This is a genomic window from Enterobacter sp. Lyrl_3 (genome assembly GCF_051948675.1).
Taxonomy (GTDB): Bacteria; Pseudomonadota; Gammaproteobacteria; order Enterobacterales; family Enterobacteriaceae; genus Enterobacter; species Enterobacter cloacae.
In genome coordinates, this window is record NZ_JAYJLI010000005.1 from 1 (window position 1) to 24,475 (window position 24,475).

The following is a 24,475-nucleotide window of genomic DNA, read 5'->3' on the forward strand; positions in this document are numbered from 1 at the left end:
ACTCATAATCGCTTGGTCGCTGGTTCAAGTCCAGCAGGGGCCACCAAATTTTAGCTTTAGAATCATATAATTAAGCCACTCACATGAGTGGCTTTTTTGTTGGCTTAATTTTCAGTGGCGATGAAATGGCGGTATCGCTGGGTTCTTACAGAGATAAAAAAAACCGCACGAGGCGGTTTTTTTGACTGATGCGGCTATCGTTAACTGCGGTTCACCGAGGGCGCCCGGGCACGTTCGGCATGCCAGGGGCTGCAATCAGGCGCTCTACCGACTCCATGGTGACAAACGTACAGCTGCAATCAACGTTGGTGCACTGGTGATAACGCTCTTTGGTATTCTCACTCAAATAGCGACTGGTTCGCGCATGTGCCGAGTGCTTACATTTAGGACAATGAAACATACCGCCTCCGTTTAATTCACTTTTTGTGAATTAATAATACCCTAAAAGAGTAAAATTAAAAGCGTACTACTCGCTTTCGATGGAAAATTTTTCGTCGGTAATGTCAGGTTCAAGATTCACCTCCGTCGTAAAGCCTCTTCCGTCAAGGGTGTGTACGACCCGGCTGACGATCCACGCTTGCTCGTCAATCGCCCGCTTGAAGCCTTTCACCTGAAGGGGGGTTTCTGGAAAAAGGTCAGCTTTTCCCAGCGCCAGCTGGATAGAAAATTTCACTACCCCGCGCTGTAAAGCACGCCATTTGGCTTCAGCCGCTCTGAGTGCCTGCGCTTCGGAGGCAAAAATAGTGGTCAGCTCAAAGACGTTATCGGCGGCACCAACCAACGTCTCCTGCGGCGTTTGCTCCGTGCTGCCGGATACGGCTGCGGCATCCGGATGAGGTAACGCGCCTGTCGCTGCCGCCGATGGCAGACGATTGATGCTGACCTTTGGGTGTTGTTGTTTAGGATCGCTCGTTTGCAGCCATTTGGCCGTCACGCCGGAATACGCTTCGCGATCGGCGATGGAAAAGCTGTGTTTATCACCATCGGCGCGTTCAATCACCTTCAACGCAACCGGTTTGCCGCTGGCCGTCACGGCGCCGCCCGCTTTCATAAAAAGCACCTTCCCTTCCTTAACGGCGACAAACGCGCCATTGCGTTCAGCCAGGCGGGAGAGAAACGCAGCATCGGACTCCTGAGTCTGATCGATATGCGCAATGGCTATGGATGAAAACTCCGCCGCCACGCTGGCGCTAAGCTGGTTGCGCTGCGCGATGGTATCAACAATTGCGCCGAGGGTGGTGTCATGCCATGACTGCTCGCGGCGAACGTTGAGCTTGCCACGAAAATCGGCGCTGCGCCCCCGAATGGTTAACCGGTCCGGCGCCCCCCGAAATTCAATATCATCGACCGTGAAATTCCCCTTCAGCTCCAGAGGGGTACCCTGCCAGCCCAGCCATAGCGTAATAAACGCACCGCGAGCCGGCAGGTCTAACAGACCGTCGGAATCATCCAGCTCAATGTCCACCTGATCGGCTTCCAGGCCTCGGTTGTCAGTCATGGTCAAGCGGATAAGGCGATGGCTAAAATTTTGCGTAATATCACGGCCATTAAGCTTGAGCATAAAATCGGGGGCGATTTTTCCCCCTGCCCGGATATTCATTTCCGTGATCATCCCAGCAGCCCTCCAATTTCGGTACGCGCGCTGGTCACCAGCTCTTCAGCCTGTGTTCTCAGGTCGCCAAACATCGCCATCAGCGATTCGTCAACCCGCTTCAGAGAAAGCGTAAAATCAATTTTCCGCGCCGTACCATCGCTGTAAAAATCCGTATGGGTGTGCGTCACCTTATCAATCACAAACATGCCATGAATAATGCCTGTCCCGTCGATCAGCGGCCATGCGCGCCCCTCATTCGCCATCAGTTCGATGGCTTTCAGGGACAATCGCCCTCCGGTAATTTCCGGATAAAGCGTTCCGGAGAGCGTATGGGATGTATCGCCCTCCCCCAGATACTGCCAGGCTTTGGGCTTCCCGATGCGATCGTTAGAGGCCCAGCGGTAATCCTTTGAAAACTGCATTGACTGATACGGCAAGGTTCGTCGCTCAAAGACAAACAGCCCCAGCACCATTAACATTTTCTCTCTCCTTACTCATATATAAAGTGGGATCGCTGGTCCGCCGCTTTCTGTCTGTCTCTGCTGTCCAGGGCATCCTGAATTTGGCGGCTGAGGTCCGCGCCGGATGTCATGTCACCCTGCAGCGTGAAGTGATATTCGCTCCTGCTCTGATCGACGTAAGAGCGTCCGCCAGTGGCGAGCGCTGGCTGATACTTCAGATAGCCACCATAGGTCGATGTCGGCGGAATATACGCACTGCCCGGCGCAGAGGAAGCCGCCTCTGCGTTAGCCGCAGCGGGCTCGATGTTGTCCGACTTTGTTTTGATAAGACCGAGTTTATCCAGTAGCCAGGTCGCCTTGCTGCTCAGAGTGTTGAACAGATTAAGCGGTGCCATCAACGCCTCCCCGAGCATCTGACCGAACATCACCCCCGCGTTTTTGCAACTGTCGAGCGTTTCCTGAGTCGTTTTGATTGGCGTAATCAGGTCGGTGAACCACTGCCAGATCCCGCCCAGCTTCTCTGAGATGAAACCAAACGCCTGCAGAAGTGGAGAAAACAGCTCGCCCAGTGGAGCAAAGGCCACAGAAAGCCCTTCCATCACCCCGGTAAAGAAGGCGCTGACAGGTTCCCAGTATTTAAAAATCAGTAATGCACCCGCCGCAATCGCCGTACCAATGGCAATGATGGGCCAGCTGAGGGCACCCAGGATCGCCATGATGCTGCCGCCGACCACGCTGAAGGCGGTGCCTAACATCCCGGCGGCGGTAATGACCAGGTTCAGGCCGGTCACCATCGGCGCAACGACCATGCCCAACCCGCCCACAATGCCGGCAAATGCCTGAGCGCCGACGATAACGCCGACCAGGCCTTGCGTCAGTGCGGGGTTGGTATTCACCCACAGAGAGAGCGTACTGATCCACCCGGTCGCGGTGGTGGTCAGGGTACGCAGGGCGCCCTCCGCCTTATCAAATACATCCATCTTCAGGCCGTTCCACACCGCCTGAAGCTTGCCTATATCACCGGCAAGGTTATCGGACTGAACGGCAGCTACCCGCGCGGTACTGCCCTTTGCCCCCTGGAGCTGCTGACGTTTCTCAGACAGCGTTCCATTACCCGCGGCGGAGACCAGTACCGCAGCGCCTTGCGCGTTTTCCTGACCGAAAATGGTCTTCAGGTACGCCATCTGCTGCGCGGTACCGAGCTGGCTCTTTTCAAAGGATGCGGAGAGGGCTTCAAGGATCTGCTCGGCAGGCAGCAGATTGCCTTGTCCATCATGGGTTTGTACGTTCAGTTCACTCAGCGCGGCAGAACCCTGACCGTTCTGCATCTGCAGATGGCTCAGCACAGCGCTGACCCCGGCGCCAGCCGTGCTCCCTTTCATCCCCTTTTCCATCAGAATGCCAAGCAGCGCGGTCGTCTCTTCAAGGCTCACGCCAGCGCCGCTGGCAGTTGGCGCAACAGAGGCCACGGCAGCACCCAGCTCGGTAAGGCTGGTGTGAGAGGAGGTAAATCCGCGGGTCAGCACGTCTGCGACACGCTCAGCATCGGTATTGGCCAGGTTGAACGCGGTCTGTGCAGTGCTGATGATGTCGGCGGCGTTTGCGGCATCGACATTTCCCGCAAGGCTGAGATTGACCGCAGGAAGCGTGGCCGCAAGCACACCATCGGCGTCATATCCTGAACGAACCAGCTCGGTCTGCGCCCGGGTGACCGCCTCCGTTGAGGTTCCCGTACCGGCACTGGCGTCCCGCGCCTGCTGGCGAATAGCCTCAAGCCTGGCATCTCCCTTCTCCAGACCAAGACTGGCCTGAATAGCAGACATCTGCTTTTCAGCACTGATACCCGGCGCCATAAACCGGGACGTTTGGTCAAAGCCCGTCTTTGCCATGCTCACGCCTGTGCCAGCGATCTGATGCACACGCGTGGCAACACGTTTGCCGGATTCGTAGCGGCTCTGAACGGCATTGAGCCGCTCCTGCTGCTGATTAACCCGGGCGAGTGCCTCTCGTTGTCCGTTGAGCTGCTGCGTTTTTTCGCCGATGCTCTTTCTTAAACGACGTTCATCTGCTGCCAGGGTACGGGTATTAATCCCCGCCTGCGCAAGTTCGCCGCGCTGACGCTGGACGGACTGACGCAGATTGTTGTACTCAAGCTTCAGGGCGGCGGCAGACTGGCGGGCGGCCGTCAGCGCATCGTTCTGCTCACGGGTGGGGTTTTGGGTGTTTTTCAGTTCGCGAGCCAGCGCCGCCGTCCGTTGTCTCGCCAGGGCAAGCGCCTGCCCCGTCATGGTGAGCTGACTGCTTGTTTTTCTGAATCCATCGACGCGGGCCGCCTGCTCATCGAGCGCACGCAGCGCCGCCTGCGATTCACCGATCTCTCCCTCAAGAGAGAGACTGGCATTGTGGATAGCTTTGAGCGGTCGGCTTGCCCTGGCGACTGCATCCAGCAGCGCCTGAAGTCTGACATTATTACTCATGGTGGTTTCCGCTTCGCTGCAGCGCCTTTTCGCGCCATATGAGGAGTTCGGTCACGCTCAGGGGATACAACTCTGACGGCGGCCAGTGAAAAATCACCGCGATATCCGCCATCAGATCGTCGACCGACAGGTTTTCAGGAAATTTCAGCGAGCCGAAGTCGGTGACAAAAAACCGACCACCTTACCGGCAAAAGAGAGCAGGTCGGAGGCATCCAGACGTGCAATCTCATGTTCAGTCAACGCCGGAGAGGTCATTCTCGGCAGCACTTTAATCAGGGCATCCACGTCGGATTGCGCCAGTGACGCCAGCGATACGCCACGCAAGGTGCCCGCATTGGGTTTTGCGACGGTCACTTTTTCGATTTTTTGCTCGCCGCGCAGAACGGGGCTATCAAGCGTGACGGTGTTTGGGTTTTCGCTTTCGTTGATAACAGTCTCGTTGATATTTTCCATTTCGTTACTCTCAAAAAGGGTAAATAACCGGCCAGCAGCTGCGGCCGGTTAAGGGTTACAGGCCGATGGCCTTACGGTGTTCCGCCAGACGATCGACGCCGTCGACTTTCAGCACCATGTTGATGATGTCAATCTCGATAACCTCTTTGCCATCGATAGTGAGCTGGTAGTAAGCGCACTCGGTGGACATCTTGGTCGTGCCGCTTTCGCCCTGCTTGTTCTCGCCGCCGTCAAACTCTTTGTGACGGCCACGCATCACGATCTCGACCGCAGAGATTTCACCGGTATCGTCACGCTGGAAGGATCCGGTAAAACGCAGCGGCACGCTGTCCGCGCCTGGCGAGGCATACTGCGCCCACAGTGCAACGTCCGGCAGACCACCAATGGTCCACTCCAGCGCCAGGGCATCATCGTCCAGGCCGAGGTCGACAGAGACCGAGCCCGGCATACCGCCGCCGCGATACTTCTCCAGCTTGCGGGTGAGCTTCGGTAAGGTGACAGACTCAACAACGCCCATATAGCTCAGGCCATCGTTGAACATATTCAGATATTTAAGTTTGCGTGGTAACGCCATGCTGCAGCTCCTTAGCTGTTAACCGAATCTGACAGGTCTGCCAGATAGGTATCGGTGATGCGCTGGCGCAGGGTCAGATTCTCCAGCGGCGGAACAGGGGTGTAGTCGTAATCGATATACAGTTTCCCCGCTTTGAGGGTCGACACGTCATTCGATTCCGGGTCATACCAGCAGGAGCCGTCAACGATGTAGCCATTGGTTTTCAGCTCACGGAATTTGGCATTGATACCGGAAATGATGTCGCGGATAAGCGTTGGGGTAATGGGTTTATCCATCGCCCATGCGTGTGCTTCCGCCATGGTGTCGGCCAGTACCTGCGCGGTACGGGTGTAGTTTTCAAACAGGAATAACGGATCGTCAGAGCAGGTACGGTTGCCCCAGAATTTGAAACCGTCATTGCGAATCAGCGTGGTCACGCCCGCCTGGTTAAGCAGGTTGGCATCGGTGGCCTGTTCCTGCAGGTCCCAGGAGACAGAGGCGCTCACCCCGGTAACACCGTTAACACCGACGTTGGACAGGGTTTTATGCCAGCCGGTGGTCTGGTCGATTTTGGCGCGCAGGCCAAGCGCGCGCGCGGTCGCCCAGGCCGTTTTGGTGACGTTCGTCGCGGTATCCCACGCCAGAAAATCCGGGTGAATAACCATCAGCTCACGCCGGCTGAAGTTTTTGCGATAGTTGATCGCCTCAGGAATGGTTTTACAGCCCCATGCGCTGACATAGCCAAACGCACGCAGGCTCTGGCACGTTGCTGCCAGCGCGGTCGCCACTTCCTGCGAATCCAGCCCCGGTACGCCGAGAATGCGTGGTTTAACGCCGGTCACCGTTTTGGCGGTGAGAAGTGCCTTCAGGCCGGTGTATTTGCCGTTTTCGTCGGTGGTACCAATGATGTTAGAAATGGTTTCTTTCTGTGCGGCTTCCGGGTCTTCCGGATTATCGACACCTTCGGCCACGCGAACAACAACGACAACCGGTTTGCACTGATCGGCAATCGCCTGAAGGGAAGCGGACAGCGTGCCTGTTTTCCCGGCTTTCGCAATCGCGGATTGTACATTGGTAATGAGCACTGGCTCGTTAAGAGGGAATGTCTGTTCGTCAGCATCGCTGGCCGTACAGACCATACCGATGATTGCCGTCGAGACGGTGGAAATGGTGCGTGTGCCATCGTTGATTTCGATGACTTCCACGCCGTGGTGATAGTCGCCCATCCGTTTAACTCCGTGGTTTAGTGGTGAGGGTATTTTCTCTTGGGCGGAGGAGGCATGAAACGTATTGCCGTTGGAGGGAGGGCAGCACAACGCACAGGAAGCGATTAAGCTGATTAACAGGGAAGGTGATAGGTTTTAGCGTTCAATAAAGTTAAACTGTTCATTAATGCCCATTATTATTGCAGAACAATTGTAGTTATCGTGGCGCTATTAACGAAGCAGTAATAATGTCGATTTTATTCCGCATCACTGGGACACTGACTGCATGGTACCCTTTTGGCTTTTCTGGCGCAGGCGATTTATTGGTGATAAACCAGAAGAGACCCATGCCCCCCTTACGATTAAGCCCGCTGTGGGCGGGCTTTTTATGATTATCAGAAGTCTGTCACACCGGTAGTTCAGGCCATTCAATTTCAGGCGCTGTATTTGGTGAAACCCGGCTAAGATAAACGCGGTATTTTTTCCACGCCGTCAACATGCTGATCTCATTCTCGGTCGCCTCCCCCAATTCAACAGCATCCTTTAATGTTTCAACAGCGAAGGTAGCTTCCTGCATCAGCCGTTTTTTCTCACTTTCAGCACAAGCTACCGCAGCGGCCCGCTCCATTGCAGCGTCCTTTTCCCAGCCTTCGCCATTCCAGCGCATATATTTTCCGTCAGGGGCGATTGTCGTTACGTCTGCAGGCAAAGCCCCAAGATTGCTAAAATATACTTGTTCACCCGTTTTTATGCTAAAGAGCGCTTGATTTCTGTAGTCATCGAGCAGTTCCCACGTTGTTTCATTGAACACGGCGACTTTATCCTTTGGTACATCGGGGGGCTTAATATTGGTGGAGTAAGCTGGTAGACCTGTATTAGCTGGTATATAGCAATCATCAGTACCAATAAACTCTCCCGTATCTGCGCAAAGGTTATAAATTCGGATTGTGCGGTCTTTATCTGAAAACTTAAATGTCATTATGCAAGCCTCACAATGTAGTTATAAGCGATATTTTTAATGGTGTTCTCTGCGTTACCGGCAGCGTTAACGGTAATGGTGTGGGTATGCGCCCCCATCACAATCGAGTGAGCGTGAGAACCTATGGCCACTGTATGCGTGTGAGAACCTATGGCTACCGTATGTTCATGCGCGCCGGCGCTGGCCGCCGTACCGGCTATAGTATGGGTATGCGCCCCAGCATTAACTGTTGAGGATGAGGTGTCTGCATTGCCATTGGTGTTGTATACGTTTCGGTCAATATAAACACCGTTCCCCCCACCACCGTTGCGCCATGCTCGCTGAGCATGGCTGTGGTCACCAGCGCTTGCCGCCGTACCGGAAACACTGTGCGTATGCGCACCAGTGCTATTTGACGTCTTAGTCCCGTAGTCAAAGGCGCTGGTTGTTTTCGTCCCATAATCAAATGCACTGGTATTTTTCGTCCCGAGATCGGTTGATGAAGCTGAAGCCCCGTGATTGTGCGACTTAATGCCATCCAGTTCCTGTGACAGCACAGAGCGACCGCTTGCAGGTTTCCCTTTAATCGTCCATCCACGCATATCCGGGATGACACCTGACGGATATGCCGCAGCCAGAAGCGGATAAGCAGCTTTATCGAAGGTTTGCCCTGCCATAATGGCGTACCCGGCTGGCGGTGCGTCCGATGGCCATGCGATCGGAGCGCCAACAGGAAACGCATCTTCTGGCGTCCAGACCGTCCATGCGCCCGTAGAGTATTGGCTGCGCGTATAACTACGGGAGCTGTTATAAACATGATAAACCTGCGTGACACCTGCATTTTTATAGATAAGCAGCGTCCCGGCGTTATTTTCTGGATAATGCCTTGTAGCTGAGGTATTGGCGTTCGCTGGCTGGTAATAAATTCCTGGCGTTTTCAGCGTATCCAAATCCTCTGTCGAAAGCCCGATAGCCTGACCGTTAAAAATATCCTGAGAGGTTACGTTGATATCATTTGTCAGGGCCCGACCGTTCACTTTACGCTCGGTCGGTACACGCCCATTAGCGTTGTCATTGGCAGCCTTCACCGCCTTCGGCGTCGCTGCTAGTACCTCCGACACACTGTCAATCGCACTGCTGAGCTGGACAAGCCCCTTACGCGCCGTAGTGGCATCCACCGCGGTGTACTTGGCGTTTGCCAGGTCATACGCAATCTTCACCGCCTTCGGCGTTGCCGCCAGCACCTCAGACACGCTGTCAGTGGCGCTACTCAGCTGAACGATCCCTTTACGCGCCGTGGTTGCATCCGCTGCGGTATATTTCCCGTTCGCCAGATCGTACGCCGCCTTTACCGCTTTCGGCGTTGCGGCAAGCACCTCAGACGTGCTGTCGGTGGCGCTGCTTAACTGGGTGAACCCCTTTGCGGTCAGCGTGGCGTCTGGATGGCGGCGGGACTGCTCATGCTCCGTCAGCTTCCCGTCGACGTATTCCTGTGTGGCCATCACCGTTGAGGTGTCAATCGTCAACTCGACGGAGGAAATATCGCTCACCATGATAACCATGCGAAGCGTCTGCGCGCGTCCTGACCCCTCTGCCAGCGCGGGCTTATAGCTTTCAGCCATATTCCCGACGGCAATCAGCGTTCCGGTATCGTCATAAAGACCCATCTCACGCATCCAGAAACCGCCCACCTCAGGCGGGATCAGCAGCTCCGCCACAACGTAGTTTTTGTTCTTCTTGTCCTGGCTGATTTTATTCAGCGCGTGGCGCCAGACTTCCTTCACCAGCTTTGTCTGGCTGGCATCTGGAACGGGCAACGCACCGCCGCCGTCGCCGACCGCCATTGCGGTGAAGTTCACTTTCTTCGCGTTCGGGACGGTTGCTGCAGCCAGTTTTTCTGCACCGGCTTTGGTGATAACTGTTTTAAATTTCACTGTCATTATGCTCTCACTTATCCGGGGTAAACCGTAATGATGTCGCCGTCATAGCTCAGGGCACCGGTAAAAAGATAACCCGGGATGTCCTGGATGATATTCAGGCCGATAAGGTGGCGGCTGGCAGGCTTCGCATCAGCGATAAGCCTTTCCATCTCGTAATACATTTCCTCGGTGATACCGGTGTCTAACACGCCGATATCAAGGCGGAAGGTGCCGGGCGGGTCGTTGGTTTGCCACCACTCGGTGACGTTAATCAGATAACCAAGCGGCTCCACGACGCGGCGCACGGCGCCGATGGTTCCCTTGTGGGCATGGATAAACCACGCCGCGCGGATCACGTCCCGTTTGGTGGCCTCCGGCCAGTTCTCGTCCCAGCGATCGACCGAAAATGCCCACGCCAGCCACGGCAGTAAATTCGCCGGGCAGGTATCCGCGCTCCAGAGATGGCGCAGCGGTACCGGCGTTTTTTCTATCTCCGCGCAGGCGCGCGCGGCCGCCACCTCAAGCGGCGACGATCCAACCGGTAAAAGACGGGTATCACTCATCGCTCCCCCCCACGGTTACGCTGTAGTGGCTGCACCATGAGGCCTGAGTTTCATCGAGCACGATATCGGCTGCCGGGGCGGTCAGTTCCACGCGCTGCACCCCTTCAACGTGAAGAGCGGCGTAAATGGCAGACTTGCGAATATCGCGTCCCAGCCGATGCTGCGCCGTGATATAGGCCTGCAGCCGGGCTCTGGCCGCGTTAAGCACCGGTTCGCTTTCCGGGCCGGGGAAGAGGAACAGCGAGGCCGCAATGGTGTAGTCGACAATTTTGGCCGACTGGACGGTCATGCGATCGGCGACTGGCCTGACGTCCTCATCGTTCAGCGCATTGCGAACGCGGGTAAGCAGCTCTTCAGACGCCACGCCGTTATTCTCCCGTGAGAGCACGGAAACGGTGACGTTCGCGGGCTGGGGGCTGATCACGGAAATATCCGCCACCCGGCCATCCGCGCTGCGGCCATGGAACTGATAAGCGCCTGTCGAACCGGCCACGCTCAGCCCTTCCGGCGCCTGCTGGATACGCAGACGAAAGTCAGTATCAGACTCCATCACAGCCGGCGTGGGCGGGAAGGTCGTGTCGTCGGCAGGCGTAATCACCAGACGCTGAAGGTTAGCGTTTGCCCCAATCTGGTCGAGATCGCTGCCAGTGGCGTAGGCCAGCATGACCGCTCGCGCGGCCTCGTTGACGCGCTGGCGCCAGATAACTTCCCGATACGCGTTTTCCTGCAGCAGCTTCACAATCGGCTCTGACTCTAAGGTCAGCGTGCGTGCGATAGCCTCTTGCTCCGCCTCAGGAAAGAGTGAGACAAAGGTGGCCTTTCGTTCTGCCAGCAGCGTTTCATAATCCACCTCCTCCACGACATCAGGCGCGGCGAGCTGGCTCAGATCAACAATAGCCATAGCGTTTAACTCAGTGAAATGGTGAGAGAAAAGGAGCGATCGGAAGAGGGTCGCGTGCCGGTGATATCGACATACAGCGTCCCGTCACTCTCCGACCGTTCGAAAGCAATCGCCGTCAGGCTGATCCGCGGTTCCCATTTCTGGATCGCGGAATAACATGCGGCCATAATCTGCAGGCGCAGCGCCGGACTCTGGGGCCTGTCGATCATCGCCGCTAGCAAGGAGCCGTACTCCCGGCGCATAACACGTGAGCCAACTGGCGTAACCAGAATGTCGCGCACGCTTTGCCTGATATGTTCCGCCTCTGAAATGCTGAGCCCGGTCTGACTGTTCATTCCCGTGTAGCGCACCGTCATTGCGTCCCCTTAGTCCAGCTTCCGCCGCTTTGCACACTGCCGTGGGCATGGTTGTCCACCTGCACCCCATTCGAGGTGAATTTACCGCCGGAATGTTCAATATTTCCGGCCATCACGCCGCCCTTCTGCACCTCCAGAGAGGCGGTAATTAACTTGTTGGTACACACCACTTCAGGCGTATCCAGCGTGATACGGGTCTCTGCTTTCACCTGTACCACCGGAACGGTCGCGGTCAGCGATTCCGATGCGGTGATGGTTGCCGTTTTGATGCCCGTCGCGGTTAGCGCACCGTTGCCGGGCTCATACTCGATAACCGCCCCATCAGGAAACGAGACGTGGAGCGCGTCAGGCGACTCAGACGGCGCCGGATGGTCGTCAGAGAAAATGCCTGGCAACACGAAGGCGGTATCCAGCTCACCGCCGATAGCCAGCAGCAAGACCTGTTCACCCTCGGACGGAGCCCACCAGACACGCGAGCGGCCTGCGCGGCAGGTCAGCCAGTTCAGCCAGGTGGTTTTCATCCCCCCGGACTGGACGCGGCAGAGCCCTCGTTTGAGGTCGACATCAGTCACAACACCGAGACGAATAAGATTGCGGATCGCGCGAGCGATGCCGTGCATGGAAGTTAGCGTATTCATAAGAAGAGAATGCCGCTCAGGGCGATCGGCAGCAACGAGGCGGGGTTTTATGCGGGATGAAACAACAACTATGGCCAGCCGACAGGGCTGTGGGCTGGCCATCAGCGCGGTTACGTCAGGCCTCCCACCGGCTGACCAGTTCACCGTTGACGTATAACTCCATCGGACGTGTGACGGGTTCTGGCAGCGGTGGCTCCGGAGAATAGGTGGCAAGCAAGGTCCCTTCATTCTCAGACACCAGAATCCGCTCGGTTAACTGCAGGCTGAAGCTGATATCTGAGGTTTCATCGTCATTGAAGACAACCTGAAAGAGATACCCCTTTTTCCGCCCCTCATCGAGGGTAAAAATATCCGGCTGGTTTTCCCGAAGCCAGGCCAGCACCGGGACGAAAATCCCCTCGCTGTCACCGGAAAAACCGCTGACGTTCGCCTTCAGCTCATATTGTTTTTCGAACGAGAGCGAGGCCGCCAGACGCGCATCGATGTTACCGCTGCCGACGGTCATCCGTAAGCGCTCCGGGTTTGCGCGCAGTTGTGGTACAGCGTCAATTAATGCCTGACGCAGGCTCTTGAGTTTGTGCATCGAGTTTATCCTGACAGTCTTTAATGGTTTCAACCTGCAAGGCGCAGGCGATAAGGGCGTGCTCAAGCCTGCGAATATCGGCGCTCAGATCGCCGTTAGTGACAGGCTCACTTGCTGGCATCGGGCAGGCGCTCACCTTTGGGCAAGCGTTGTAAACAATGTGCGGCGGAGGCGCAGGCGGCGCGGGTGTGCAACCTGCGGACAACATCAGGCAGCTGAGCATGATACCAGCGGCGTAGTTCTTCATTTTCATTCATCAATCTCCCGACAGCCGCTTCGCGCCTTGCCATCTCCTCAGCGGTAACGGCAAGCGCATCGCGGAGCCTGACCTGCGCGTTTTCATTTTCTCTGGCCATCCGTTGCGATACGGCCAGCTGATGGTTCAGCGCGTTAATCGTGTTTTTTTGTTCAGCGGCGATCTGGTTGGCTTTGGCAAAGGAGCGGGACAGGTTCAGATTGTCATGGCGAAACCACAAGGTAATGGCCATCAGCACAGCCAGCATCAGCAGGAGAGTTCTCATCCCGCCCCCTTCATGCACCAGGCCTTTTCACGAGCCCGACGGTTTTCAAGCCCGGCGTTCTTCTTCCCGTTGACATACACCCAGCGGGTCAGCTGATCGCAGGCCTGCGGCCACTGTTTGTGATGAATAAACGCCACCAGCGTCGAACGGCAGGCGGCACCGGTTCCCACGTTAAAGGCAAAACTGACCAGCGCGTCATAGACCTGGGGTGGCATCTCCACCGGCGCGCATGCGGCAAGCCGTTTCTCAACCGTCAGAACGTCGGCGATCAGGTTCGCCGCCGCGTCACGCTCGGTGATCGCCTGCGTCGGTACAACGCCTGCCGTATGGCCAATGCCTGACGTCCATACGCCCGCGCTACAGCGGTAGGGCGAAAGACGGCAGCCTTCGAGATCGGCAAGTAACGCCAGCCCTTCAGGCGAGGTGTGCAGTAATCGAAAGTCAGGCATGAGCACCGCCAGGGCAAGGACGCTGGCGACGCTGCAACGCTTAATGATTGAGTTCACGAATACTCTTCTTATCGAGGCCCAGAGATTTGAGATAGCGCCAGGTTTTTCGCTTAAACCAGTAATTCGTCAGCGCGGTAAAAATGGCGCAGAGGCTTCCCACGTACAGCGCCACTTTTTCAGGAGACATCGCCCCGAACCAGGCCAGCGCCACGGCCAGCCAGTAGGCAATAAACGTGGTGACTTTCTCCAGACTCAGTCCCATAGGTTCACGGATTCTTTTCTGGGTGCGCTATCGACCTCTGGCATGTCTACTGCCGTACCATGGGGTAAGACAACGCCATACTCAGCAAGGCCAGGATTGGCTTTCAGAACGGGTTCGACTACGCCTGCCGTGCGCCCGTAATAACGGGCACAGATGGCATCAAGCGTATCCCCCTGCATTGCATAGATCTTCATCAGACGCTCCAACATCCGGATTTCCAGGTACTGTAGAGTTTCCAGAGCCAGCGCCCTTTCCGCTACCGCAGGCGGATGGACAATCGCGGACACAACAGGCTGTCTGCGTACGACAGAACGCGGCTCAAATCTGAATGAAGGTTGTTGCCCGGGAAAAGGCAGACGCTAGCGCCAGCTCTCGTCTTCCCAGACTTCCCGAAGAATATTGTCTAACGCTTCGCGCTCGGCCTCGCCGTTGATGCCCAGCAACTCGACGCCCGTCATGGAGCCTTCTTTCACCGTCACCCGCGTTGACGGGAACAGAGGCCTTATTCTGCGGGTGAGTTCGCACTGGAAGGCCTCCACGACGGAAGGGCCAATGTGCTGATCTTTATCCAGGGTAATATTGACCCGCACATTGCCTTCTTTTTTGATTCGTTCTGGAACAGGCGATGCCGAGAAAACAACGGTAAACGCGTTGTTTTTGATTAAATTCCCTCTCGCTATCTCAGCAATAAGATTCAGGGCAATTTCACGATCTCTCTCCTGACATGTTCCTTCCGTCGTCAGTCGCGCAATCATCTCGACTCGTTCAATCATGACTTGCTCATTCAACTCTCTGTCCACACAACCTCCACCACGAGATACTGTATAAACATACAGTAGCACGTAATCATAAAAAGAGTGAAGCAAAAAATCAGACCTGCTTGCGGTATGTGCATGATATCGATGGAGATTAGCGCATACTTCCGGCGACCTGATGCCTTAAATGCCCGGTACGTTCAAGGATTGAACTGGCCTTATCCAGGTAGGGCGGGGGCAACTCGCGGTGTCGGTGCAGATGAGTAAAATCACCCACCGTACAGTTATTGACAGAACTCCAAGAGGGCGCGGTGGCGCCCTTAAGGTCAACGGCCCGCTTCGGTACAATCTTCCACTGTTTGAGGCGCGTTAAAACCGGTGACCCGGCCCCAACGGCCGCATCGTAGACCCCGCGGATACAGACGGTTTCCTCGCCGTACTGGTTATATTCTTCCTTCGATTCGTAGAGCGTACGTACCTGCAGATCGTCACGACGGACAAACGGCCCGCCCTGGGCGTTCACATACCCCGCCCAGTCTCCGGCGTCCGCCGCGTCATGCACGGCGGCAAACTCCACGCTCAGGCCATGCGCCGTCTCGCGGTCGGCGAGACGGCGCAACTCCCGGTAGACCGTCACCGGCGCACCGCCAATAAACTGAAACTGACGGATGTGCCAGCGGGCCGCCCAGGCGGAAACGGCGGGTGCGGTCTCTGTCAACAGCTCGCCATTTTCATCATCAGTTTCGCCATCAAGCGCATAGCCATCGATATTCTTCGCGATGTATTTGGCGATATAGCCGGTAGCGCTGCCCTTCTCCGGGTCAATGGCTTCGGCATGAAAACGGGCTTTTTTCGCCCTGTCGCGTTGTAACTCGAAGGCATCCTCTTCGCAGGCATAGTCATTCATGATGCGTCTAACCCGCCCGGTATCCTCCGGCCGCATGAACACCAGCATATGCCAGTGGGGCGTACCGTCATGATGAGGTTCAGCAACCCGGATCCCGAAAATACGAATCCCTTCCCGGTGCAACTTCGCCCGGATACGCGCCCAGAGCCGGTTGAGATAATGTTGCGTGTCTGCCGGGCTGGCGCCGTTCCACTTGCCGTTACGGTAACCGGCCTGCACGGTCGCGTGATACTTAGCGGGGGCGGTTAAGGTGTAGAACTCGCCTGCATAGCCCAGCTCATGGCAGATATTTTCAAACCCGCGAATGCGGGTCATCAGTTCACAGCGACGTATTGCGGGGTTAGCCACCGAGCCATCGTATTTTTCGATCAGACTGATACGGTTACCCTCTTCATCTTCAAGCTCCAGTCCCTTCAGGAACTCACGCGTACGGCGCTTCTGCTCGCGCCACTCGGCGATGCACCGTTTGCTCGCATAGGCAGATTTCTTTTTGCTGACGTGACCGATGGCGATCTGCAGATGCTCCCGCCAGGCGGCCGCCATCCGACGCAGACGACCGCGCCACCAGGCCTCTGAAAACATACGGATCACCGCCGGGGCAACGTCCTCTTTGCAGAAGACGGTTTTGGACACGCGCTCCCAGTGGAGAGGAACCACGTTGAACTGACGGGTAATGACACCGGCGCGCTGATACCAGGCATGCAGCGTTTGATATTCACCCATGTCGGCATCGTCCATATTTGCCAGCTCGGCGCGAATAAAGCGGGCGATGTCAGCCCCCAGCAGATCGATATCCGCACGGGACATATCCGGAAGGCGGTTGAAGCGGGCGACCATATCAACCATCCGCGAGGCAAGGTATTGCCGCAGCGGCGTGTCGAAGTGGCCATCAAAAACCGCCGCGGAGACGCTCTCGTGCACGCCGACCCGGCTATATTGCTCAGCAACCCGCTGCAGGCGGGGTAATACCCCTTTACAGAAGCGGATCAGAAACGCATTGGCTCGCGGTGTGCCCTGCTGCTGTTCGATGGCGTCAACCATCCGCCACACTTCAGAACGGACGCATTCAGGCTGCAAAGAGAGGGCTTTTCTGGCTTGCAGCAGCGCCGCGAACAGACGATCGCGACGCTGCAGTTGAGAGTGTGTGAGATAGGGGCTGGCAATGGCCGTCCGTGGCGCATTCCACGGATAAGCACAGGAGATAGCCAATTCACCCTCCCCGATAGTGTTTGTTTTTCAGCTCCGTCATTTCCTGGCAGGTAACGCACATGGCCACGCCGGGGACGGCAATACGGCGCGCCTCGGGGATCGGGGCGTCGCACCCTTCGCAGAGAAAACGCGATGGCGACACAGGTCGACGGCGCGCGCTGTTAATGTGGCGCTCGCGTTCTGCCAGTTCACGCTCCTGCATCAGATCGATAAAATCAGCCATCAGTGCAGCTCCTGGGATTCACGCTCGTAACGGGCCGCTTCGTGACACAGCAGTTCAGCCACGTCTTCACCGCTCATGCCGGTTTTGTAAATGTGGCTGGCCAGCGCCTCAAGGCGCTGTGAAACCGCGAGCGCACGTGCTCTTCGCTCCTCGGTCTTCGCCTGCGCCAGCAGACGTACCAGTTTGTCTCCCTCGATCGGGGACGTGCGGTTTTCGCTATTTCGCATTACTCGTTCTCCTTAAATTCAGGCAATAGAATGCCCGGCGGGTTTACGCCATTACGTTTGGTTGGGGTTACATCGGCATGGTCAGCCGTTCGGGAAATAAGCTCACGACTGCACGAAAATGGTTCATGGCGGTAATCAGCGCCCTTTTCTCGTCAGTCGTCAGTTCACCGATCTCGCACGCATGACGGGTAGCGGGTAATTTCGCCAGGAAGAAGATGGCGGCCAGCGCGCGGGTGTTCTCTTCAAAACAGGGATCGCGCTTATCACGCAGCTCTGCAAAAAACCGCGTCAGCTCTTTCTCGCTATCGCCCCAGAATCTGGCGCGCAGTTCAGCCACGTGGTTAAGTCCGGACAGACGCGCCCCGACGCTGAGTGGAAAGCTTGCCTGAGCTGCTTCTATCGCCATATCACCCCTCGCTTCGTTTCCCGCAACGTGAATTATTCACCGATAACAAGCTGGAAGCGGGAATGGCCTAACGCCTTACGTAGCTGCTCCTCTTTCCAGCGCGCGTAATAGATACGGATGGGGCCACCTGCTTTTTTGCAGCCCTTGCGGATAGTGCGCGGCTCAATGGGGACCCGGGGGTTATCACCGGTCGTCCAGCGGTAGGCAGTACGTTCAGAAACACCTTCCAGCGCGGCGAATTGCTGCAGCGTCACCACAGGGGCTGGCACTTTGATGATTGCGATTTCAGAAGCCATGTTGCATGATTCCCATTTTGATAATGACTGCAATCTTTAGCCTCTGTTTGCCAACGTCTGCCGCTGATTGCCCGAATTTGCAATGATACTAATACCCAATTGAGTATTAGTAAACACCCAAAGGAATATATTTTGATTTTAGATTCTCAAGTGAATAATGAAGAGTTGCTCGATAGAATCTGTCAGGTATATGGTTTTACGCAAAAAATCCAGCTTGCCCGGCACTTCAATATTGCCGCCAGCTCGCTGCAGAACCGCTACGCACGCGGCACTATCTCTTATGACTTCGCCGTGCAGTGCGCCCTGGATACGGGTGCCAGCCTGCGCTGGCTGATGACCGGGCAAGGTTCTCAGTTTGAAGGTCAGCCTGCGCCGGGCGATCCTGTATCTGTCGCGTCATTCACTCTTAGTGATGGTCGACTGGAAGAAGATACTATTTTGAGTATCGATTCCCATTTCTTCAGTAAACAACTCACCCGCGGCATCGCCGTCCGGGCTGAGGGAAAACTTCACTTTGTTGAAAAAGACGCATCGTTAACCGACGGGCTGTGGCTGGTTGAGATTGAAGGCACCACCAGCATCCGCGAGCTGACGCTCCTGCCGGGTAAAAAACTCCACGTCGCGGGCGGAAAGATCCCATTTGAATGCGGTATCGAGGAGATAAAAACGATTGGCCGTGTGGTGGGTGTCTACAGCGAGGTTAACTGATGGCGGTCCGTAAAAATCCTGCCGGTGGCTGGCTTTGCGAGATCTACCCCAACGGGGCAAAGGGTAAGCGCATCAGAAAGAAATTCGCCACCAAAGGCGAAGCGCTGGCCTTTGAACAGTACACCGTTCAAAACCCGTGGCAGGAGGAAAAAGAGGACCGCCGCACCTTAAAAGCGCTGATTGACGCCTGGTATAGCGCTCACGGTATTACGTTGAAAGACGGTCTTAAACGCCAGCTGGCGATGCACCATGCCTTTGAGTGTATGGGCGAACCGCTCGCGAGGGATTTCGATGCGCAGATGTTTTCCCGCTATCGGGAAAAGCGGCTGAAAGGTGAATACGCCCGTTCTGCCCGGGTAAAAGAAGTTTCCCCCCGCACGCTTAACCTTGAGCTGGCCTACTTCCGGGCGGTATTCAACGAGCTGAATCGTCTGGGGGAATGGAAAGGCGAAAATCCGCTGAAAAATATGCGCCCTTTCCGCACGGAAGAGATGGAAATGGCCTGGCTGACGCAGGAGCAAATCGCCCGGTTACTGGCCGAGTGTCGGCGTCATGACAACCCGGATCTGGAAAACGTGGTCAGGATTTGTCTCGCCACGGGCGCACGCTGGTCTGAGGCCGAAGGGCTCAAAAAAAGCCAGCTGTCGAAGTACAAAATCACCTATATCAATACCAAAGGGCGAAAAAACCGCACCGTCCCTGTCAGCAAAGCCCTGTATGACGCTCTGCCTGATAACAAAAATGGCCGTTTGTTCAGTGATTGCTATGGTGCGTTCCGCTCTGCGCTGCAACGGACAGGTATTGAGTTACCTGCCGGGCAACTGACCCACGTGCTGCGCCATACTTTTGCCAGCCACTTTATGATGAATGGTGGGAATATCCTGGTCCTGCAACGGGTGCTTGGGCATACAGACATCAAAATGACTATGCGATATGCGCACTTTGCACCTGATCATTTAGAGGATGCCGTTAAGCTCAACCCGCTGGCGGTGAGTGGCGATAAAGTGGCGGTGGAGATGGCGAATAATGGGTAATCATTGGCAAACAGTGGCAATCTATGTCAATGATAAATAATGCAAACTATTGATTTTCGGTTGTTCTGGTAGGAACTCATAATCGCCTGGGCGCTGGTTCAAGTCCAGATGCGAATACCAAATTGAAATTATTGCCGTTTAATCCCTACTATTTGCTATCAACGTTAAGCAAAGTCATCGCATTTTGTGCAGGGTTTAGCCCCAAAGATGCATTTCGCGCTTTTTTGACTTTTAACTCCCCGAAAACTTAAAGAGAAAAAGAAGTTTTCTTATGTCAACAAGGATAAACCAGACAATGTTACTCACTACCATGAAAATACTTAAAATATGATTCCGAACAAGTTGCGCGCAGACTGACTTGAAAACATAGATATGCGTTCCAGTTTTGATTTTATATAATCCAGCATGCGCTTACGCGGGTTGGTGATAAAAATGAGATGGAGAAAGGAATGGGTTATAGGTCAACGAGACAAAAACCCGCTCCTGCGGGTTTAATGTAATTCAACCGAGCAAGCTAGTGAAACAATCATTCCTCCCACTCTGCTTTACTCTTATACCGACACGCTTACAATCTCTGTTACTTTTTTTGTATAAACACGGCAGTTATCCGGGAGATCTTTATTGATGAATGTCATTGCGCCAATAGTAACATTATCGCCAATTTTCAGATCGTCGCCGATTATGCAGCTATTCGATCCCAGATAAAAGTTATTCCCAATGACGATCTTACCCTGTGTACCTTTTCCACTGCTTCCAATAACAGAATTTTGGGTAAGTTTCATATTTTTTCCTGCATGCACTCGCTTTGTCACTACTATACCAATATGATGAGCGATAGTTAGCCCTTCACCGATAGTTGCACCGAGCATAATATCGCAAGCAAATTTACTTTTGATGCGTGAGTGGACACGATAAGCCATGCGGCGGTGGCCGTTCTCATACAAATAACTTGCCAGTCGCCACCAAAAAACATATTTCAAACCCGGTTTGTTCCTTAGGCGTGTCATTAGGCGCAGAAAAGAAAATTTTTTTCAAGACCAATAACCTCTACATGCCAGAATCGTTTTAGCTGTGAAAATTTCATCAAATAAAAATCTCTTTTTTTAGACTTGCTAATCAAGTTCGCCGGACGTCAAGTCAAGCGATTATATCAATATTTACTGCAGGTCTGCAAAATGAGTGAGTTATACTGAAAAAAGCCAGGCGGTCTTCACCGACCTCATCATCCGCAACGGTTACTGATCTGGCTCGGGCAATCAGCATGCCACACCTGCGCAATAAAAAAGCCAACCCCGCACTCCCACGGTGTTGGCCCTGTTTTAAAGCAGTGACGGTCACAACAGGTTAAAACACGTAACGCATGCCCAGCGTAAATTCGTTAGAGACAATATGCGCTTTCATCTGCTCGTCTTTTAAGCCGCGCGCGTTAGTGAAATTGTTATATCCGCTTTCGATCTTGCCCATATCGATATAGCGATAGCCCAGATCGACATACAGACGTTCAACCGGCGTGTAGCTTACGCCCGCTCCTAACGCGTAGGTCAGGTTGCTTTGGGTGGTCGAGGCGTATTCACGTCTGGCGTTACCCTGCCAGCCGCCCGCTTTGATCTTGCTCACGCCAAGCCCTGCGGTACCGTAAACAGAGACACCGTAGCCGAGTTCATAATCGCGGTAGACATTCAGCATCAGTCGTTCAGTTTCGGTCTGCAGGTGGTTAAAGCTGTTCGCGAATGTGCTGGAGCCGCTGGTGTACTCCGTTTTTTGTTTAAAGGTGTATTCACCTTCGGTACGCCAGCCGTTGCCGAACTGGTAGCCTGCGGCAATCGCCGCGCCGCCAAAATGCTCTTTCTCTTTACCGCCCACAAACTGACCGACACCCGGACGCGCGCTGGTATCCATCTCTTTCGCACGCTGTTCAATCTGCAGGTATTTTGCCGAACCGTAATACCCTTCTTCCGTATTTGCCGCCAGAACGGTAGCCGGGATCATCGCCACAGGCAGGGCGATTAAAAGTGCTTTCATCTTCATCTACACTCCATTGAAAAACAGTCAGTGAGACGAATCATAAGCAGTCCCGAAAGGGCAAACTATTAGGATGAATACGCGTTTTACCTGGTAATTTTACGTAGGGATTTGTCTCGCTTTTTGTCCTGTTTATTTTAATTTCAATCGGTTACTGGTTGGGGAAAACGCAGCAGAACAATCGCGCCATCGGTCGGCACTGATTCCAGTTCCGTCACATCCAGCGCGGTGTTTTCCGGCAAGCTCAGGCTATCGGCCGTAATGCGGTTCACGCGCCATGGCGTTAAGTAACTCACCAGCAGCTCGCCTCTGGCATTGGTTGTGGAGCCAAACTGGTTATAGAAGCCAATGCCCGGGGAGTCCGGCACGTCCACCAGCGCAGCGGTGCTGCCGAGCTGTTGGCCAAGCGTCACGCCGCCTGCGTGTACCAGAATGCTGCCGCTGGTGTCGGCATGATAATCACGGCGCGTTCCCCCGCGTACCATACTGAGGTTCAGCTCGCCCGCGTTGTACTGATAGCCCAGGCTCGCAGACAACTCATCATTGCGGTGTAGGGTATGCGTCGCCTGCAGATCGTAACGCAGGCTGTAATCACTCAACGCCGAACCGTACACATTCACTCCATGACTATCTTCCCCCCGGCTGGCGAGCTCGGTGATATAGCCGACATTACTCGTCGTCCCCCAAAGGGATAAAGGCACACTGAGATTGATACCCACGGTGGTTTCATCCGGGTTTTTACCGTAGCGTTCATAACCGCCGTACAGGCTGACATCCACGTTCTGTAAGGTCGCATCCAGGCTCAGCGTCATCCCCATGCTGCCTGCGTCAGGTTCACGTGACTTCAACCCGTGCCACGACAGGCTCAGGCTGGCGTCCTCGCCAAGATTCTGGTTAAGCTCCAGCTGCCCACGCAGCGCCCGCCGGGTGACGTTATCGTCCCAGCCGTATCTCAGCAGCTCCGCCCGCGTGATTTTTTCTTCCAGCGACCGGTAATGTTCATTACGTGGATACCACTGGAGCTGAGCGGTGAGGCTGGTTTCGGTCGTAAAGAACGCTTTGGCATAGCGCAGACGCCACACCTTGCCCCGTTGCGTCTCCGCCTCTTGCGTATAGCGAGCCGCGCTGACATCTGCGGAAAACGCCCCCCACCGCCCGAGGTTAGCGCCAAAACCCGCGACCTGGCTGAAATAGTGCTCCCCTTGCTGCAGCCCGGCAAACACGGTGACTTGCGGGGCAACTCCCCACGAGAACGTACTCTGCCAGAAGCGATCCTTGTCCCTGTCGATACCGTGAAAAGGCTTATACCGACCGGCGGCCAGTTCGTAGCTAAAGAGCCCGTGATGCACCAGATTGGGCATGCTGGAATAAGGCAGCAGGCGGGTACGCTCCGTACCGTCGCTCTCCTGCACCGTCAGTTCCAGGTTGCCGTCCGGGTCCGGCGGATAAAAATCGCGAATGGTAAACGGCCCGGGCGGGACGTGAATACGGTAAACACGTACCCCGTTCTGGTGAATGGTGACTTCCGCCTCTGTGCGGGCATAGCCGTTGATCCACGGGGAATAGGGTCGCCAGCTATCAGGGTACATCGCCTCGTCACTGGCGAGTGATGCACCGCGAAACGCCAGGCTGTCGAACATATTTGAAGAGGTATTGCCGTCGCCCAGGCTCACACGCGAACGCAGCGGCGTGATGCTGCGCCAGAGCGACATCGCATTGGTGTACGAACCGTGTTGTCCCTCTTTTTCACGCCAGAAGGTGTTTTGATAACGCAAACGCCAGGGGCCCACATTAAGGCCGTTGTCCAGGCTCAGCGTGGCGTCAGTACCGGAACGCTCCCAGTCATACTGCGCCTGGCTGTTATCCGCATCCAGACGGTAGTTGATAAACAGCGCGTTGATGCCATCATCCCAGCGGCTGGTGCTGACGCCGTTCTGCTGCGGGCTAATAGCGTCTGTCGGGAACAGAAGCGTCAGCAGTTGCGCCTGCGGGCGATACCAGTATTTGAGGTTAAACTGCTCCGCAGACTGTGGCGTCAGGCACCCTTTGGCATCCCAGACCAGGCGTGAAAGCACCGCGTCACGTACGCCCCACTCCTCCATCAACGGCTGGCTAAGGCAAGGCCCTGAGGCAGACACCTCAAACGAAATCGCCCCTTTATAGAGGTTATTGAGGATCACCCACGTCTTTTGGCTTACCGCACGACTTTCTGCCATGGCGAACAGCAGCATAAAACAGAGAAGACGGAGTCGCATCATGATGGCAGGCAGCGCAAAAAGGTGAAGAGGCTCACGCCCCCTCACCTGTTTTACAAAAAAGCGTTATTTCTGCAGGGAGGCAAGCGCGGCGCGTGCGCGGCTCAGCTCTTGCTGAATGCTGCTCAGATCGCTCTGTTTTTCAGCCAGTTTGCGCTGGTATTTCGCCACTTTCTTGCTGTCGCCTTTGGCTTTCGCTTCACGCAGATCGGCCTGAACCTCGGCAATGTCTTCACGCTTCTCGGCCAGTTTCTTCTCCAGCTTCTTCACCTCTTTTTGCGCGTCAGCCTGTACGCTTGCCGGGGTGCAGTGCGCTTTCACTTCAGCCAGCGCTTTTTTCAGGCCGTTGACCTTGTAAGTATTACCGTACTGCTGGGCGATACGGATCTCTTTTTCCAGTGCCGCGGCTTTGGCAGAGCAGCTTTCTGCCGCCTGGGCGGAGGTGAACATACCAACAGAGGCAATAACGGCCAGCGCGGATACGAGTTTTTTCATCGGGATATCTCCTTTATATGTGAACGTCCTCGAATAAAAGAGTAC

32 protein-coding genes are annotated in these 24,475 nt (G+C 55.2%); 2 read left to right on the top strand and 30 right to left on the bottom strand.

Annotated features, from left to right (window positions below; translation table 11 throughout):
* Positions 1–211 precede the first annotated feature (211 nt).
* The 26 genes from VF709_RS11875 to VF709_RS12000 form a co-directional block, all read right to left on the bottom strand.
* Entirely contained in the window at positions 212–400 is a 189-nt protein-coding gene (locus VF709_RS11875) for an ogr/Delta-like zinc finger family protein (RefSeq protein ID WP_058661828.1), read from the bottom strand.
* A 66-nt stretch (positions 401–466) separates the two neighbouring features.
* Positions 467–1,612: a phage late control D family protein gene (locus VF709_RS11880; RefSeq protein WP_193144310.1), complete on the bottom strand. Its 1,146-nt coding sequence runs from the start codon at positions 1,610–1,612 to the stop codon at positions 467–469.
* Positions 1,609–2,073: a phage tail protein gene (locus VF709_RS11885; protein WP_014833328.1), complete on the bottom strand. Its 465-nt coding sequence runs from the start codon at positions 2,071–2,073 to the stop codon at positions 1,609–1,611. The genes VF709_RS11880 and VF709_RS11885 overlap by 4 nt, the downstream gene beginning before the upstream one ends.
* An 11-nt stretch (positions 2,074–2,084) precedes the next feature.
* The gene (locus VF709_RS11890; RefSeq protein ID WP_193144309.1) at positions 2,085–4,532 is read right to left on the bottom strand and encodes a phage tail tape measure protein; all 2,448 of its coding nucleotides are present in this window, start codon (positions 4,530–4,532) and stop codon (positions 2,085–2,087) included.
* The gene (locus VF709_RS11895) at positions 4,525–4,644 is read right to left on the bottom strand and encodes a GpE family phage tail protein (protein WP_014833330.1); all 120 of its coding nucleotides are present in this window, start codon (positions 4,642–4,644) and stop codon (positions 4,525–4,527) included. Before VF709_RS11895 ends, VF709_RS11890 begins: the two co-directional genes overlap by 8 nt.
* A gap of 32 nt (positions 4,645–4,676) precedes the next feature.
* Positions 4,677–4,985, bottom strand: a complete 309-nt coding sequence (locus tag VF709_RS11900; RefSeq protein WP_038420626.1) for a phage tail assembly protein — start codon at positions 4,983–4,985, stop codon at positions 4,677–4,679.
* 55 nt (positions 4,986–5,040) lie between these two features.
* A complete protein-coding gene (locus tag VF709_RS11905) occupies positions 5,041–5,559 on the bottom strand; it encodes a phage major tail tube protein (protein ID WP_014833332.1) in 519 nt (172 codons plus the stop codon).
* An 11-nt stretch (positions 5,560–5,570) separates the two neighbouring features.
* Positions 5,571–6,764 carry a phage tail sheath protein gene (locus VF709_RS11910; RefSeq protein WP_440231657.1) on the bottom strand — a complete coding sequence of 398 codons (1,194 nt, stop codon included), beginning with the start codon at positions 6,762–6,764 and terminating at the stop codon, positions 5,571–5,573.
* 385 nt (positions 6,765–7,149) lie between these two features.
* Positions 7,150–7,722 (bottom strand): tail fiber assembly protein, encoded by a 573-nt coding sequence (locus VF709_RS11915; protein WP_193144308.1) that lies wholly within the window; start codon positions 7,720–7,722, stop codon positions 7,150–7,152.
* A complete protein-coding gene (locus VF709_RS11920; protein ID WP_193144307.1) occupies positions 7,722–9,641 on the bottom strand; it encodes a phage tail protein in 1,920 nt (639 codons plus the stop codon). Before VF709_RS11920 ends, VF709_RS11915 begins: the two co-directional genes overlap by 1 nt.
* 11 nt (positions 9,642–9,652) lie before the next feature.
* Positions 9,653–10,183, bottom strand: a complete 531-nt coding sequence (locus tag VF709_RS11925; RefSeq protein ID WP_020689443.1) for a phage tail protein I — start codon at positions 10,181–10,183, stop codon at positions 9,653–9,655.
* On the bottom strand, positions 10,176–11,084 hold the full coding sequence (locus tag VF709_RS11930) for a baseplate assembly protein (protein WP_440231658.1): 909 nt from the start codon (positions 11,082–11,084) through the stop codon (positions 10,176–10,178). The genes VF709_RS11925 and VF709_RS11930 overlap by 8 nt, the downstream gene beginning before the upstream one ends.
* Positions 11,085–11,089: 5 nt before the next feature.
* Complete coding sequence (locus VF709_RS11935; RefSeq protein ID WP_020689441.1) at positions 11,090–11,440, bottom strand: GPW/gp25 family protein; 351 nt, start codon at positions 11,438–11,440, stop codon at positions 11,090–11,092.
* Positions 11,437–12,078: a phage baseplate assembly protein V gene (locus VF709_RS11940; protein ID WP_038420637.1), complete on the bottom strand. Its 642-nt coding sequence runs from the start codon at positions 12,076–12,078 to the stop codon at positions 11,437–11,439. Before VF709_RS11940 ends, VF709_RS11935 begins: the two co-directional genes overlap by 4 nt.
* A 115-nt stretch (positions 12,079–12,193) precedes the next feature.
* Complete coding sequence (locus tag VF709_RS11945; RefSeq protein WP_038420639.1) at positions 12,194–12,661, bottom strand: phage tail protein; 468 nt, start codon at positions 12,659–12,661, stop codon at positions 12,194–12,196.
* Positions 12,624–12,884, bottom strand: coding sequence for an Rz1-like lysis system protein LysC (lysC, locus tag VF709_RS11950; protein WP_226842772.1), 261 nt, complete (start codon positions 12,882–12,884; stop codon positions 12,624–12,626). Before lysC ends, VF709_RS11945 begins: the two co-directional genes overlap by 38 nt.
* On the bottom strand, positions 12,769–13,182 hold the full coding sequence (gene lysB / locus VF709_RS11955; protein ID WP_193144306.1) for an Rz-like lysis system protein LysB: 414 nt from the start codon (positions 13,180–13,182) through the stop codon (positions 12,769–12,771). Before lysB ends, lysC begins: the two co-directional genes overlap by 116 nt.
* A complete protein-coding gene (locus VF709_RS11960; RefSeq protein WP_193144305.1) occupies positions 13,179–13,688 on the bottom strand; it encodes a lysozyme in 510 nt (169 codons plus the stop codon). Before VF709_RS11960 ends, lysB begins: the two co-directional genes overlap by 4 nt.
* Positions 13,672–13,893: an HP1 family phage holin gene (locus VF709_RS11965; RefSeq protein ID WP_020689436.1), complete on the bottom strand. Its 222-nt coding sequence runs from the start codon at positions 13,891–13,893 to the stop codon at positions 13,672–13,674. Before VF709_RS11965 ends, VF709_RS11960 begins: the two co-directional genes overlap by 17 nt.
* Positions 13,884–14,087 carry a tail protein X gene (locus tag VF709_RS11970; RefSeq protein ID WP_028027926.1) on the bottom strand — a complete coding sequence of 68 codons (204 nt, stop codon included), beginning with the start codon at positions 14,085–14,087 and terminating at the stop codon, positions 13,884–13,886. Before VF709_RS11970 ends, VF709_RS11965 begins: the two co-directional genes overlap by 10 nt.
* A gap of 165 nt (positions 14,088–14,252) precedes the next feature.
* Positions 14,253–14,693 (bottom strand): DinI-like family protein, encoded by a 441-nt coding sequence (locus tag VF709_RS11975; protein ID WP_023619960.1) that lies wholly within the window; start codon positions 14,691–14,693, stop codon positions 14,253–14,255.
* A 109-nt stretch (positions 14,694–14,802) separates the two neighbouring features.
* The gene (locus tag VF709_RS11980) at positions 14,803–16,764 is read right to left on the bottom strand and encodes a replication endonuclease (protein ID WP_193144304.1); all 1,962 of its coding nucleotides are present in this window, start codon (positions 16,762–16,764) and stop codon (positions 14,803–14,805) included.
* 1 nt (position 16,765) lies between these two features.
* Entirely contained in the window at positions 16,766–16,987 is a 222-nt protein-coding gene (locus VF709_RS11985; protein WP_440231660.1) for a TraR/DksA family transcriptional regulator, read from the bottom strand.
* Entirely contained in the window at positions 16,987–17,214 is a 228-nt protein-coding gene (locus tag VF709_RS11990; protein ID WP_038420649.1) for a DUF2732 family protein, read from the bottom strand. Before VF709_RS11990 ends, VF709_RS11985 begins: the two co-directional genes overlap by 1 nt.
* Positions 17,215–17,281: 67 nt before the next feature.
* Positions 17,282–17,620, bottom strand: a complete 339-nt coding sequence (locus tag VF709_RS11995) for a DUF5347 domain-containing protein (protein WP_038420650.1) — start codon at positions 17,618–17,620, stop codon at positions 17,282–17,284.
* 32 nt (positions 17,621–17,652) lie between these two features.
* Positions 17,653–17,916 carry a hypothetical protein gene (locus tag VF709_RS12000; protein ID WP_014833350.1) on the bottom strand — a complete coding sequence of 88 codons (264 nt, stop codon included), beginning with the start codon at positions 17,914–17,916 and terminating at the stop codon, positions 17,653–17,655.
* A gap of 132 nt (positions 17,917–18,048) precedes the next feature.
* Between VF709_RS12000 and VF709_RS12005 the strand changes: the two genes are divergently transcribed.
* The gene (locus VF709_RS12005; RefSeq protein ID WP_038420651.1) at positions 18,049–18,624 is read left to right on the top strand and encodes a phage repressor protein CI; all 576 of its coding nucleotides are present in this window, start codon (positions 18,049–18,051) and stop codon (positions 18,622–18,624) included.
* A complete protein-coding gene (locus VF709_RS12010) occupies positions 18,624–19,658 on the top strand; it encodes a phage integrase (RefSeq protein WP_063427137.1) in 1,035 nt (344 codons plus the stop codon). The genes VF709_RS12005 and VF709_RS12010 overlap by 1 nt, the downstream gene beginning before the upstream one ends.
* Before the next feature lie 551 nt (positions 19,659–20,209).
* On the opposite strand, the gene VF709_RS12015 is transcribed toward VF709_RS12010, so the two are convergent.
* The 4 genes from VF709_RS12015 to VF709_RS12030 form a co-directional block, all read right to left on the bottom strand.
* On the bottom strand, positions 20,210–20,638 hold the full coding sequence (locus tag VF709_RS12015) for a serine O-acetyltransferase (RefSeq protein ID WP_223232824.1): 429 nt from the start codon (positions 20,636–20,638) through the stop codon (positions 20,210–20,212).
* Positions 20,639–21,002: 364 nt separating this feature from the next.
* Entirely contained in the window at positions 21,003–21,686 is a 684-nt protein-coding gene (locus VF709_RS12020; protein WP_102752649.1) for an outer membrane protein, read from the bottom strand.
* Between the two features lie 137 nt (positions 21,687–21,823).
* A complete protein-coding gene (locus tag VF709_RS12025) occupies positions 21,824–23,938 on the bottom strand; it encodes a fimbria/pilus outer membrane usher protein (RefSeq protein ID WP_226842770.1) in 2,115 nt (704 codons plus the stop codon).
* Between the two features lie 63 nt (positions 23,939–24,001).
* Positions 24,002–24,430, bottom strand: coding sequence for a DUF1090 domain-containing protein (locus VF709_RS12030; RefSeq protein ID WP_013098815.1), 429 nt, complete (start codon positions 24,428–24,430; stop codon positions 24,002–24,004).
* Positions 24,431–24,475 lie beyond the last annotated feature (45 nt).